Source organism: Lishizhenia tianjinensis (genome assembly GCF_900116425.1).
GTDB lineage: Bacteria > Bacteroidota > Bacteroidia > Flavobacteriales_D > Crocinitomicaceae > Lishizhenia > Lishizhenia tianjinensis.
The window spans coordinates 221,354-234,088 of the sequence record NZ_FPAS01000003.1; the positions used below are offsets into that span (position 1 = coordinate 221,354).

The following is a 12,735-nucleotide window of genomic DNA, read 5'->3' on the forward strand; positions in this document are numbered from 1 at the left end:
AGCGCTAATTTTGTAGGAAACACAAATAGATATGCTAAAGATAGGAGTTTTGGGTGCGGGTCACCTTGGTAAAATTCACATCAAATTAATACTAGAATTGAAGGATGAATACCAATGCGTTGGTTTTTATGATCCCTCAGATGAAAATGCTCAAACGGTAATAGACACTTATGGTTTAAAACGCTTTGGAAGTATAGAGGAATTAATTGCCGAAGTGGATTGTGTAGACATCGTTACTCCAACTATCTCGCATTACGATTGCGCGGCCTATGCATTGCGTAATTCTAAGCATGTCTTTATAGAAAAGCCCATTACAGAAACTGTAGAGGAAGCCAAATCACTGATTGCTTTAGCCCATGAGGCCGATGTAAAAGTACAAGTTGGTCATGTTGAACGTTTCAACCCAGCTTTTCAAGAAGCCCTACCCCACTTCAATAACCCTATGTTTATAGAAACGCACCGTTTGGCGCAATTCAACCCAAGGGGTACAGATGTTCCCGTAATTTTGGATTTGATGATACATGATCTAGACATCATACTCAGTGTGGTCAACTCTCCTGTAAAACGTGTTTCTGCATCTGGTGTAGCTGTTGTGTCAGACACTCCCGACATCGCCAATGCTCGATTAGAATTTGAAAATGGATGTGTTGCCAACCTTACTTCCTCTCGTATTTCTATGAAGAACATGCGTAAATCTCGTTTCTTCCAAAAAGATGCTTACATCAGCGTTGACTTTTTAGAAAAGGAACTTGAAGTTGTTAAGATGGAAAATGTAGAGGGAGAACCAGGACCTTTTGACATGGTGTTGGAATTAGGAAATGGAAAACCTGATAAAAAGATTTTATTCGACAAACCAGAGGTAGGAGAAATAAATGCCATTAAGGAAGAATTAAGAACCTTCGCTGTGGCCATCAATACAAACACAACTCCGAAAGTGCCTATAGAAGATGGATACAATGCCTTAGTAGTTGCCACTGAAATTTTAGAAAAATTAAAAATGACGGGGAACATTGTTAGCAACAATATTTAAGGTTCTATAACGTTCTTTTTCTAATATTTAACACTTTTGTAGTCTGTTAAAAAAGAATAAATCAATAGTGAATGCTATGGCGTTCTCTTTTCTTTGAGGAAAATTGATTGATTTCTTAAAAAATACACGATGAAAAACTTATTATTTCTCTGTCTTACAGCCTTTATTATCAATGGTTGCGCTAAAAAAATTGACGATCCACTTTGGTTAAAAGTTGATAAGTTTCAGCTCAACGATAATCCCTTTGCTTCCAACCAAGGAGAATTAACCGAAAACATTACGGACGCCTGGGTGAACATGGATGGTAAAATTCTAGGTGTATTTTCTTTACCGATAAAAATTCCAATTATCGCAGATGAAGGAGAACATAATTTCATCATTATTCCGGGTATTAAGAACAACGGTATTAGTTCTACGAAATCGAGATTTACATTGGTAGAACCTTATTCTATAGATTTAAATCTTACGAAAGGAGACACTGCTTCTATTTCTCCTGAAACACAGTACTACGAGGACCTGACTTTTTGGATAGAAGATTTTGAAAACATCAACAATTTAAAATTAGAAGAGTCTACAGCTTCATTGGCCAGTTTAGAAACTACTAACAATCCTAATATTGTTGCTTATGGTAACTATTGTGGTCATATCCAATTGACAGATGACGATTCGTTATTCTACGCATATTCTACCACTCCTTTAACTTTGCCAACGAATGGCCGTGTTGTTTACATGGAGGTTGATTTCAGAACCACGCACGATTTGAGTACTCGTTTCATCCAATCTAAAGATGGAAACACGACTGATGAAGCAATTGCAACTATGGCCGCTCAAGATAACCCGAAATGGACAAAGATCTATTTCAATTTAAATGAGTTACTCTCTGTCTACGACAACTCAGATTTTTATGGTGTAGCATTAAGAGCCATTAAAAATAAGGTGGGGGATCAAGACATTTATATAGATAACATTAAGGTGATATACTAGTACTACATGCAGAAAAAATTTACTTCTATATTAGTTGCTACCGACTTTCTAATGGCCTCATTGGCTTGGGCTAGTTTCTTTTTCTTTAGAAAAACAGTAATTGAAGATGCACCATTTTCTGTAAATACTGAATTTATACTGGGAGTAATTTTAATTCCATCTTTTTGGATTACCCTTCATGCTTTATTAGGTACCTACATCAACCCCTTGCGCTTATATAGAATGAAAATTCTGAGTCTAACGGCATTAAGCACACTAGTTGGTACGGTAGTTATCTTCTTTGCTTTTCTTTTGGATGATGAGATAGATGGTCATCATCTCTATTATAAATCCATAAGCGCTGTATTTCTTTTACAGTTTTTCTACACCTTGGTTCCTCGATTTATTATCGTAAACAACTTGGTTAAAAAAGTACATGCGGGTAAAATAGGATTCAACACCTTGTTAATTGGTGGGAGTCAAAAAGCTGTAGACATACATGATGAGATCAAATTCAATCATCAAAACTCTGGAAATAAATTTATAGGCTTTGTCAACCTCAACGGCATAGATAAAAACTTGGAAGACAGGCTCCCTTATTTAGGGCATTTCAATGATTTCGATAAAATCATTGCCGATTTAGACATAGAAGAAGTGATCATTGCATTAGATTCTACAGAGCACGAGAAACTTCGAAAAATCATTGCTAAAGTTTCAGGTAGAGATTTAAAAATCAAGGTGATTCCAGATATGTACGACATTCTTTCGGGATCGGTAAAAATGAACAATATTTTTGGAGCCCCTTTGATTGAACTCAATTCAGAAATCTTACCTGTTTGGCAGCGCGTTTTGAAAAGAGGAATAGATGTGATTTGCGCAAGTATCGCTCTCATCCTTCTAACCCCCGTATACATAACGCTAGCCATTCTTGTAAAAACATCTTCAGAGGGTCCTATCTTTTTCAAACAAGACAGAATAGGTAAAAATGGCATCCCTTTTAAAATCATTAAGTTTAGAACGATGTACATAGATGCCGAAAAAGCTGGTCCACAACTTTCTTCTTCGCATGACCCTCGCATCACTAAAATTGGACGCATTATGCGAAAAATGCGTTTGGATGAATTCCCGCAATTCTGGAACGTTGTAAAGGGAGATATGTCTTTGGTTGGACCTAGACCTGAACGTCAATACTTCATTGATAAAATACTCGTTGTAGAGCCTCAATTTACCCAGTTAAACAAAGTTAGACCAGGAATTACTTCTTGGGGACAGGTGAAGTACGGTTACGCTGAGAACGTGCATGAAATGATACAGCGTATGAAGTATGACTTGCTTTATTTAAAGAACATGTCATTGGCCTTAGACTTTAAAATAATGCTTTACACTATACTTATCGTTTTTAAAGCCAAAGGGAAATAATTAAATGTACCCTTTTATATCATACACGATGTAACCGACCATTTCTTTTATTAAATCCGTCCATCCTGAAAAAGCTTCTCCTGACGGCAGAACATATTCATCCCAATACAGATACAAATCGTTACCTGTGTATTGATCTGTAGGGAAAACATCTACGGGTATATTTAGGTTTTCAAAAACCGCTTTGGCTCTTCTCATATGTCGGGCAGAGGTTACCAACAATAAGTTTTCTAAACCTAAAGAATCGATTATGTCTTTTGAATACAAAGCGTTTTCATAGGTATTGCGTGATTGGGTTTCAACGAGAATATCCTCGCTTGGAAAGTCAAAGGATACAAGCTCATTTTTGAGTCGTTCTGCTTCCCTTAAATCCCTTCCAAAAACATATCCGGAATCACCAGTAATTAATATTTTTTCCACCCTGCCAGTTTTGTACAAATGTAGGGTTTGCCAAAGTCTATCTATCCCTCTTCTGCAACTGATCCGACCGGCATCACTATCCCACTCTATCATACCACTTAAAACAATAGCCGTCTGGTAATCCTTTAATTCTTCTGTTTTTACAGCATGAATTTCCCATCCGTGTAGACATACCTTCAAGAGGGCCGGGTTAGAAAATACGAGCGTGATTACCACAGTGGAAATCCCAAGTCGTTTCTTCCATTTCACAGATTTGATCAATATGGTTAACACAAGCAATACAATGACCCAAACCAAAGGTTGGAGGAAGAAATAAACGATTTTAGAGAGAATGAAAAACATGTTTGCAAAGTAGTATTATTCTAAGGTTAAATATTAGTCATACATAAAATAAAAAATCACCAACGCTTATCAATTATAGGCCTTAAAGATTTTTGGTCCCAAAGATATTTCTTATTATTATACCCAAACAATTAAACATAATATGTCAGAAATAGGAAATGTATTCGATAAGTATTCCCCTTTAATTATCTCTTGGGGTGTTCAAATTATTACTGCAATAATAATTTTAGTGGCCGGTTTATGGTTGACCAAGTTCATCACTAAAAAGTCCAATTCCTTAATGGAGAAAAGAAATGTAGATGCAGGTTTAAGAACCTTCTTACGTTCTATGATTAACATCGTATTGAAGCTCTTGGTTTTTATTACAGCCATTACACAACTCGGTTTCGAAATGACTTCTTTTGTTGCAATTTTAGGTGCGGCAGGTTTGGCAGTAGGTATGGCTTTCAGCGGAACCCTAAGCAACTTTGCAGGAGGAGTGATGATTTTGGTATTTAAACCTTACAAGGTTGGTGATTTCATTGAAGCGCAAGGAGTTTCAGGAACAGTTCAGGAGATACAAATTTTCAACACTATCCTAACAAAATTAGACAACAGAACAATCTTTTTACCGAATGGTCCAACCGCAAGTGGAACAATTACCAACATTACAAGAAATGAAAACAGAAGAGTTGACTTTTCTTTCGGTATTGCTTACGGGGAAAGTTATCAACTAGCAGTAGAGACGATAAAAAGTGTTGTAGCTACGTGTGATAAGGTAATAGACGAGCCAGCTCCTTTCTACGGATTAGGAGAATTGGCTGATTCATCGGTAAACATTACGGTAAGGTTATGGTGTAAAACACCAGATTACTGGGATGTATATTTTTACATGAATGAGAAGATATATGAAGCCTTTGAAAAGACAGAAGGATTAAGTATACCTTTCCCACAGATGGATGTTCACGTGGACAAGTTGAATTAAGACGGGAAGGTTTTAGAATTAGAGATAAGGAGGCGCGGCTTTGGGGTTGCGCCTTTTTTATGTCTTCATATTTATGGTTGGGCGCAATTCTAACTGCTTTCAGAAGCTATGCGGATCAGGGTCCTGAATTTATCTTCTTTACCATACCGGAAATTGTACTTAAAACAATATTCATCTAAAACATTTTGCAAATACATAAATGAAACATGATGAAAAACACCTTTTAATTCCCTTAAAAAATTAGATAAAATTTTCCTCTCCCAATTCTTATACAAGGTCCTTGACTCTATCGATTTTCTCAAATATTTAGGATAAATCTCATATACCTTAAACCTGCTAAGTAAGATTTTTTTATTCCGAAAAGATTCCTTTCCCCGAAGTTCAGTACTCATTCTTCTATACCTATTGTGAAGGTATTGTGGAATTTCTAAACGAATAAAATCCAAACCTCCAGCCACCTGTTTTCCATAAAAAACACTGAAGTAATCACATTCCTTTTCTATACCCACTTCAATGGCACTTCTTTTAGAAAAATATGCCTTCAGATTAACTTCTCCCATTACTTTTCTGATTTTCTGCACCATATAAAATACCGTTTTATATCTGTTAATCTTGATCAGTCGAGTAATCTCGCAAATTGACAATGTTTTCTTTGTTTCCGTAAGTAAATAAATCACTTCTAACCAGGTAAGTAAAGACAAATTACTGTCCTTTATAAAAGTAAGTGACTTGAGAGAATGAAATTTACTACAAGATGAGCATTTCCATCCTACTCTTCTATCACTCCAACGCAATTTAGCTTGCTTACAATGTTTACAGGATGTGATTTTCTTTTGGTAGGCAGACTTAAAATATTCGATAGCTTTTTCCTCTGAGTTAAACTCAGCATAAAATTTAGATGGTAACATATTATTTTAGGTTGATTGAGAATAAGTTACGAAAAACTCAAACCAATTCCAAAAACAGTCACAATTGCGCCCTATCAACTTTTTTCAACTAAATAAGGCACAAAAAAAAGTGCCAACCCTCTGGTCAGCACTTTCTTCTTTCTATTTCATTTTACCCCCCTATGCATACATCTCTACCTGCAATTGAGCAATCTTTTCATCCTTCAAATACTCATCGTAAGGCATCATCTTATCGATGTAACCATTCGGCGTAATTTCTATAATTCTTGTTGCAACTGTATTTACCAACTCGTGGTCATGTGATGTGAACAAAATCGTTCCACCGAAATCGTTCATACCGTTGTTCAAAGCTGTAATCGATTCCAAGTCCAAGTGGTTGGTTGGCTCATCCATCATTAATAAGTTGGCTTTCGCTAACATCATTCTTGACAACATACAACGTACTTTCTCACCTCCTGATAATACATTTGAGCTCTTCATAGCTTCCTCTCCAGAGAACAACATTTTCCCTAAGAATCCTCTAATGTAAACCTCATCTTTTTCTTCATCCGTCATGGCGTAGTTTCTCAACCAATCTACCAAGCTTTCTTTGGATTGGAAAAAGTCGTGGTTTTCGTTGGGTAAATAAGCTGTAGAAATAGTTGTTCCGTAGTTAAACTCTCCCGCATCTGCTTCCATCTTACCATTTAAAATCTCAAACAAGGCTGTTAATGCCAAGGAGTTTTTAGAAATGAAAGCAATCTTATCTCCACGTTGAACATTCACGTTCAAGTTTTTGAATAATTGCTGACCATCTATGGTCTTCGCCAATCCCTCTATATGTAAAATTTGATCTCCAGCTTCTCTTTCTTGTTCGAAAATGATGGCTGGATATCTTCTAGATGAAGGTTGAATTTCATCCAAGTCTAATTTATCTAATAACTTACGTCTACTTGTAGCTTGCTTAGATTTAGAAGCATTCGCAGAGAAACGAGAAATAAATTCTTGTAATTCTTTCTTCTTCTCTTCAGCCTTCTTGTTTTTATCTGCTCTCTGACGCGCTGCCAACTGAGAAGATTGGTACCAGAAGGTGTAGTTACCTGTAAACAAATTGATTTTTCCGTAGTCTATATCACAGATGTGCGTACAAACAGTATCCAAGAAGTGACGGTCGTGAGATACAACGATTACCGTGTTCTTAAAATCTAATAGGAAGTCCTCTAACCAAGAGATTGTTTTCAAATCCAAATCGTTGGTAGGCTCATCCAGAATCAATACATCTGGGTTACCGAACAAAGCTTGAGCTAACAAAACACGTACTTTCAATTCGTTCGATAAGTCTTCCATTTTTACGTAGTGTTTCGACTCATCTATCCCTAAGTTAGAAAGTAAAGTAGCTGCATCTGTTTCGGCATTCCATCCTTCCATGTCTGCAAACTCACCTTCTAATTCAGAAGCACGCATTCCATCTTCATCACTAAAATCAGGTTTTGCATATAATGCATCCTTTTCTGTCATGATATCAAACAAACGCTTGTGCCCCATAATTACGGTTTGCAATACTTCGTATTCATCAAACTCAAAGTGATCCTGCTTCAAAACAGCCATACGTTTACCTGGCTCTAAATCCACCCTACCTTTGTTTGCATCTTGATCTCCCGTTAATATTTTTAGGAAGGTAGATTTTCCTGCTCCATTGGCACCTATTACTCCGTAACAGTTTCCATTTAAGAACTTTAGATTTACCTCATCAAATAAAACGCGTTTACCAAACTGAAGTGTTAAATTGCTTACTGTAATCATGTGTACTATAAAATTTGGCGCAAAGATAGGGTTTCTAATTCAGAATGAAGCATTAAGAAGTGATAATGTAGGATTTCTATCTTTTCCTTTACAAATACATCTTAGCAATCTCAACTCGAACAATTTATTCTTTCCAATTTATAGGTATTTCCAACTTTAGAATAATACAACAAATAGGTAAAATGCTCCATATCATTTTTGGAAGTAAAACATAAGGAAATCAAAACGTAAGGATTATTTGAGGTAGTTTGCTTACTTAAAAATTCAGAACTAAAAGAATACCTCCCTAACTCATTTTCATAAGGTCCTTTTTGGAGAAGTTTAAACATGTCCTTTCTTATAATATCCTCAAGGTCAATCGAAGTTCTCCATACAGAATCTATGATTATTTCACCATATTTTTCTGTATACTTTTCACACTCTTCTTTCCCTAGAGATGCACAGTAGACATTAAAAACACATGCTCCTTGTAGTGGAAAAAGTAACCTTTTACGAAGTATTTCTAGGCTATCAAACACAGCTGCATATCGCAATTCATGGAGCAATTTATTTTCTATGTATAAAGAATCTACAGCTACTACGCTCAGCTCTATTCTTCTATTCAGTTGATGCAAACGCTCAAAGATTTGAGCATCTTTCCTTTTAAATTGATTAATATACAGCTCCGTAGCTCGAGTGAAAGACCCCTCTTCCAAACTATACGGTACATACGGCATAGAGTCATTTCCCCACTTAAAATAAACGGGCTCATTCTCTCCTTCTCCTTTACAATACACACGAGTACTATCTACCCCATGTTCAATTAGAAAAGAATAAAGATTCGTCGCTCTCTTTTCACTCAATCTTAAATTCCCCCCTCACTACCTCTGCTGTCTGTGTGGTAGCTTATCTCAAAGCTGGCATAAGCATGTAAGTCCATGAATTGCTTTATTTCATATTCTGTTATAAAACAAGTACTGTCTTTTATTAAGCCATCAAAAACAACTTTATTTTCGAATAAGAAAACATCTCCTTTTTCTACAAAGAGTTTTTCTCGAACTTGATATTGCCCCAACAAAAAAGGTCCCACCCCAAGGAGTGAGACCAAAAAAGCAAAGTAGTTTTTCATTTATTGAACAATTAGTTTTTCTCGATAAAGAGTTCCATCTGTTGTTTGAACTACAAGAACGTATGTACCTGAAGTCAAATTTGGCAATTGAATTTCTTTACTTACAGCTAATTCAGTGGAACTTCCTTTCATATCTATAATATGCAAAGAAGAAAGCGTTACAGTTTCTGGTAGCTCAATGTGAATTGTTGAATTTCTTTCAACTGGGTTTGGATAAATGATTAATTGAAAGTCATCTAATTTATCCACGCTTGCATATGCTTCTTGAACAACTCCAATATTTGGAATATCCTGCGTATGATTACTCGTATTACTGAAATTCTGAGTATAATCCCCCGCCAAAATCAGATTACCATTAAATTCTACAAGCTCATTGGCCACTCCATTTATTCTAGTTACGAATTGCATCTGACCATTAATTAAATTCAACCGCACAAGTCCTCTACCACTATTTTGTTCCCAGCTTCCATCTAGCTCAACATCTCCTGATGCATATAAATAGTTACCTATGATTTTCAAATCCTTGAAAGTGGATTGATAAGGATACAATTGAGTCATAGACATTAGATATGAACCATTTACAATAGGTTGACAACTACCATTCATATACCTTGTAATAAATACTTCATCATGGTCACCGTTAGGATCTACAATAGTTTTACCACCAATGTAAATTGCATTCAAATCATCTTTGATTACATGCACTTCATCTATATTTAAATCCATTGGTGACACATAAGACCCCACCCACAATAGAACATTGTTTGCATGATACATTGAATCATGAGCCACTATATAAACAGAATCAAAATCACCACCAAAATGAGGGAGAGTTGGAGTGTAAGACTCCCTAATACAATTTAATTCGCCATATATTTTAGCTCTCAAATGGTAACTCTGCGCGTAATACTGGTATACCTCGTAGTTATGTAACTCATTTTCAACAGCAATTCCTATATACCTAGAATAGTCATCAATTCCAACCTTCGCACCATGATTTGGACGTTGTGAAATTTCTATATAACTCCATGTTCCATCGTTGAAGGAGGCCATGGGATAATGGATACCATTCTCAACAAAATCTCCGTAAATAAGCAAGTTTACTCCTCCATCATATTTACTGTATTTTAATACTCCTTTCACCTCGCCTGAAATACCATTTCCAAAACAAGAAAAATTATCATCAGCGTAAACTCCTATATTTAAACAAGGTTGATTGTTTAATTCTGTAAAATTACCCGCTATAACCAAATCGTTTGGAGCAAGTTCATCAATATGTAAATCTACGACTTCTCCGTTTGTACCTTCTCCCAGTTTAGACATCTCTGTCCTTGGCGCATATCCCGGCTGTATCAATGCCAATTCTTGTACACTAAACCCATAGTCCTTGGCCCATTGCAACAAAGCTTCTGATTGGATTTCTTTTACATAGGCATAATTCTGTGTACGAGCTATTTCCTTAGAAATTTCAGGAAACCCTGTTTCCTTTACCAAATAACCAACTGCACAGTGTACTTCGTAGTTATCTATAAAATAAGGCTGTCTTTTTGTATGATAAAGATTGGTTGGAAACACCTTGCGTGCTGCATATCCTTCTAATATGGAAATTGTGTTGTTTCTGTTTTTCAATTGCTCTGCTGACAAATGTTCTGTGTTCTGAACTTTCAAAAGACGGCAAACATTCTCCAAATGATAAGAGATACGATCTGTATCATTGGTAAAAGCGACTTCTTCCTTAGGAAGGTAATCGCTAAAATACGTCCATTGGCTATTTACAGTAAGTAAGTGATTTTTCGCAAAACTTGTTACAGTTGGAGCTAGTTCTTGTGCGCTTACAACACAAGTTATAAGTACAAATAATAGGGTAAACATTCTTTTCATAAGTAGTGGTTTTTATTGAATAATTAATTTTTCTCGAAGTGTGTTTCCTGATTTCAATTTCACTTCTAATAGGTACGTTCCTTCACTTAGAACAGGTAAGGTAAGTTCAAGTGTTGTAGGTAAACTAGTTCGACTTCCTTTCATATCAACAATTGAAATTCTCTCAATATTTTCTTGTGTTGGAATTTCAAGGGTTAATTTACTACCTTGACTAATTGGATTAGGAAAAGTAAATAAGTACATATTATCTTCATGCTCTACCCCAACATATTGATAATTATCCCATTTCACTAAATAATGATAAAATTTTCCTCCAATAACCATTTCTCCATTGTAAACTTCTATGCAACAGACAAGGTAATTAAACCCATTCTGACATGTAAATTCATTCGTATTAAGGTCATAACTAAAAAAATGCCTTTGATAACCGATAAACTCATCTTTTGAATGTAAATATCCTCCAAAATAAAGTTGGTCATCTACAACTTTTATATCGTTAATAAATTCATATGTTATAAGCCCGAAGGTATCTGATAACGATGTTAAGTTTATAAGAGTACTTAAGTTCCCATTAGAAAACTTACACAATATTGGATTATTATCTACAGCATTTCTATAATGCATACCACCTATGTACATTTCCTGATTCACCAATTCAAGACAATGAATTGAACTAGGTAAACCATTTTCAAAGGTATGATAATTAGAGCTCTCTTCATCAGGTATTAATAACCCTTTGGAATAAACTGCATGCCCCAATTCATGTACATAAATGAAATCAAAATCTCCACCGAAAGCACCATAATCAAGTGTATTGATTTCTCCAAAAACCTTCGCCTCAATCTCCCAACCATCTTCGTGAGAATAAGAATAAACCTCTTGGCTATGTTCCTGCTCCTTTACTTCAATTGAAACTCTAAATCCATCGGCTCCATCCGTTCTAGAACCTGCCATAGCAATTCGATTAGATCGGTTTGGAATAGCCAAAAAACTCCAGGTATCATTCTCAAATTTTGCCACCGGATAAGTAATTCCATTGGAAATAAATTCTCCGTAAACAATCAATAAATCACTATTTCCGTCATAATGAATTATCCCTTTAGCATCTCCTTCAATACCATTTCCAAAACACGTATAAACTCCATTTTCGTAATAGGCAATATTTGCACAAGCTCCATTTTCAACTTCTGAAAAGCTTCCAACTACAGCCATTTTGTTATTAGAAGTTTTTAAATCTTTCACCTCTCCATTCGGTGCATTCCCTAATCGAGCTGAATAATTCTCACTCGGATATGTAGGCTGTATCAACGCCAATTCTTGTACACTAAACCCATAGTCCTTGGCCCATTGTAACAAAGCTTCTGATTGGATTTCTTTTACATAGGCATAATTCTGTGTGCGTGCTATTTCTTTTGAAATTTCAGGAAACCCTGTTTCCTTTACCAAATAACCAACGGCACAGTGTACTCCATAGTTATCTATAAAATAAGGTTGTCTTTTAGTATGATAATGATTGGTTGGAAAAACTTTGCGCGCTGCATATCCCTCTAAAATAGAAATCGTGTTGTTTCTGTTTTCCAATTGTGGGGCTGACAAATGTTCTGTGTTCTGAGCATTCAAAAGACGGCAAACAGTTTGCAAATGATAAGCGATACGGTCTATGTCATTGTCAAAAACGACTTCTTCTGCAGGTATATCCTTGCTAAAGTAAGTCCATTGACTATTTACTGTGAGCAAATGATTTTTAGCCAAACTTTTAATGTTTGGTGCTAGTTCTTGCGCACTTGTAACATAGCTTACAAGTAAAAACAAAAGGGTAAAAATTCTTTTCATAAGGGGTGGTTTTAATTCTTACCAACAAGAACGCATAAAAAAAGGGAAGCGTTGACAACACTTCCCTTTTTTAACATAAAGTTTA

General features: G+C 35.7%; 11 protein-coding genes. 4 read left to right on the forward strand and 7 right to left on the reverse strand.

Going from position 1 to position 12,735, the window contains the following annotated elements:
- Positions 1-31 precede the first annotated feature (31 nt).
- From BM327_RS10750 to BM327_RS10760, 3 genes are all read left to right on the forward strand, one after another.
- Positions 32-1,030, forward strand: coding sequence for a Gfo/Idh/MocA family protein (locus tag BM327_RS10750; RefSeq protein ID WP_090249320.1), 999 nt, complete (start codon positions 32-34; stop codon positions 1,028-1,030).
- A 129-nt stretch (positions 1,031-1,159) separates the two neighbouring features.
- Positions 1,160-2,014: a hypothetical protein gene (locus tag BM327_RS10755; RefSeq protein WP_090249323.1), complete on the forward strand. Its 855-nt coding sequence runs from the start codon at positions 1,160-1,162 to the stop codon at positions 2,012-2,014.
- A gap of 6 nt (positions 2,015-2,020) precedes the next feature.
- Entirely contained in the window at positions 2,021-3,412 is a 1,392-nt protein-coding gene (locus BM327_RS10760; RefSeq protein WP_090249326.1) for a sugar transferase, read from the forward strand.
- Here the strand turns inward: BM327_RS10760 and BM327_RS10765 are convergent, their stop codons facing one another.
- A complete protein-coding gene (locus BM327_RS10765; protein WP_090249329.1) occupies positions 3,413-4,174 on the reverse strand; it encodes a YdcF family protein in 762 nt (253 codons plus the stop codon).
- A 142-nt stretch (positions 4,175-4,316) separates the two neighbouring features.
- On the opposite strand from BM327_RS10765, the gene BM327_RS10770 reads away from it, so the two are divergent.
- On the forward strand, positions 4,317-5,138 hold the full coding sequence (locus tag BM327_RS10770) for a mechanosensitive ion channel family protein (RefSeq protein WP_090249332.1): 822 nt from the start codon (positions 4,317-4,319) through the stop codon (positions 5,136-5,138).
- An 89-nt stretch (positions 5,139-5,227) separates the two neighbouring features.
- Here the strand turns inward: BM327_RS10770 and BM327_RS15790 are convergent, their stop codons facing one another.
- From BM327_RS15790 to BM327_RS10800, 6 genes are all read right to left on the reverse strand, one after another.
- A complete protein-coding gene (locus tag BM327_RS15790; protein WP_139230340.1) occupies positions 5,228-5,722 on the reverse strand; it encodes a transposase in 495 nt (164 codons plus the stop codon).
- A 483-nt stretch (positions 5,723-6,205) separates the two neighbouring features.
- A complete protein-coding gene (locus BM327_RS10780) occupies positions 6,206-7,828 on the reverse strand; it encodes an ABC-F family ATP-binding cassette domain-containing protein (protein WP_090249338.1) in 1,623 nt (540 codons plus the stop codon).
- 110 nt (positions 7,829-7,938) lie between these two features.
- Positions 7,939-8,670, reverse strand: a complete 732-nt coding sequence (locus tag BM327_RS10785; RefSeq protein ID WP_139230341.1) for a hypothetical protein — start codon at positions 8,668-8,670, stop codon at positions 7,939-7,941.
- A 2-nt stretch (positions 8,671-8,672) separates the two neighbouring features.
- On the reverse strand, positions 8,673-8,936 hold the full coding sequence (locus BM327_RS10790) for a hypothetical protein (protein ID WP_090249345.1): 264 nt from the start codon (positions 8,934-8,936) through the stop codon (positions 8,673-8,675).
- Positions 8,937-10,817 carry a T9SS type A sorting domain-containing protein gene (locus BM327_RS10795; protein ID WP_090249348.1) on the reverse strand — a complete coding sequence of 627 codons (1,881 nt, stop codon included), beginning with the start codon at positions 10,815-10,817 and terminating at the stop codon, positions 8,937-8,939. It lies immediately after the preceding gene.
- A gap of 12 nt (positions 10,818-10,829) precedes the next feature.
- Complete coding sequence (locus BM327_RS10800) at positions 10,830-12,650, reverse strand: T9SS type A sorting domain-containing protein (RefSeq protein WP_090249351.1); 1,821 nt, start codon at positions 12,648-12,650, stop codon at positions 10,830-10,832.
- Between the last annotated feature and the right edge of the window lie 85 nt (positions 12,651-12,735).

Coding starts and splice junctions, on each gene's coding strand:
- BM327_RS10750 (WP_090249320.1), top strand. CDS start 32: ATGCTAAAGATAGGAGTTTTGGGTGCGGGTCACCTTGGTAAAATTCAC.
- BM327_RS10755 (WP_090249323.1), top strand. CDS start 1,160: ATGAAAAACTTATTATTTCTCTGTCTTACAGCCTTTATTATCAATGGT.
- BM327_RS10760 (WP_090249326.1), top strand. CDS start 2,021: ATGCAGAAAAAATTTACTTCTATATTAGTTGCTACCGACTTTCTAATG.
- BM327_RS10765 (WP_090249329.1), bottom strand. CDS start 4,174: ATGTTTTTCATTCTCTCTAAAATCGTTTATTTCTTCCTCCAACCTTTG.
- BM327_RS10770 (WP_090249332.1), top strand. CDS start 4,317: ATGTCAGAAATAGGAAATGTATTCGATAAGTATTCCCCTTTAATTATC.
- BM327_RS15790 (WP_139230340.1), bottom strand. CDS start 5,722: ATGGTGCAGAAAATCAGAAAAGTAATGGGAGAAGTTAATCTGAAGGCA.
- BM327_RS10780 (WP_090249338.1), bottom strand. CDS start 7,828: ATGATTACAGTAAGCAATTTAACACTTCAGTTTGGTAAACGCGTTTTA.
- BM327_RS10790 (WP_090249345.1), bottom strand. CDS start 8,936: ATGAAAAACTACTTTGCTTTTTTGGTCTCACTCCTTGGGGTGGGACCT.
- BM327_RS10795 (WP_090249348.1), bottom strand. CDS start 10,817: ATGAAAAGAATGTTTACCCTATTATTTGTACTTATAACTTGTGTTGTA.
- BM327_RS10800 (WP_090249351.1), bottom strand. CDS start 12,650: ATGAAAAGAATTTTTACCCTTTTGTTTTTACTTGTAAGCTATGTTACA.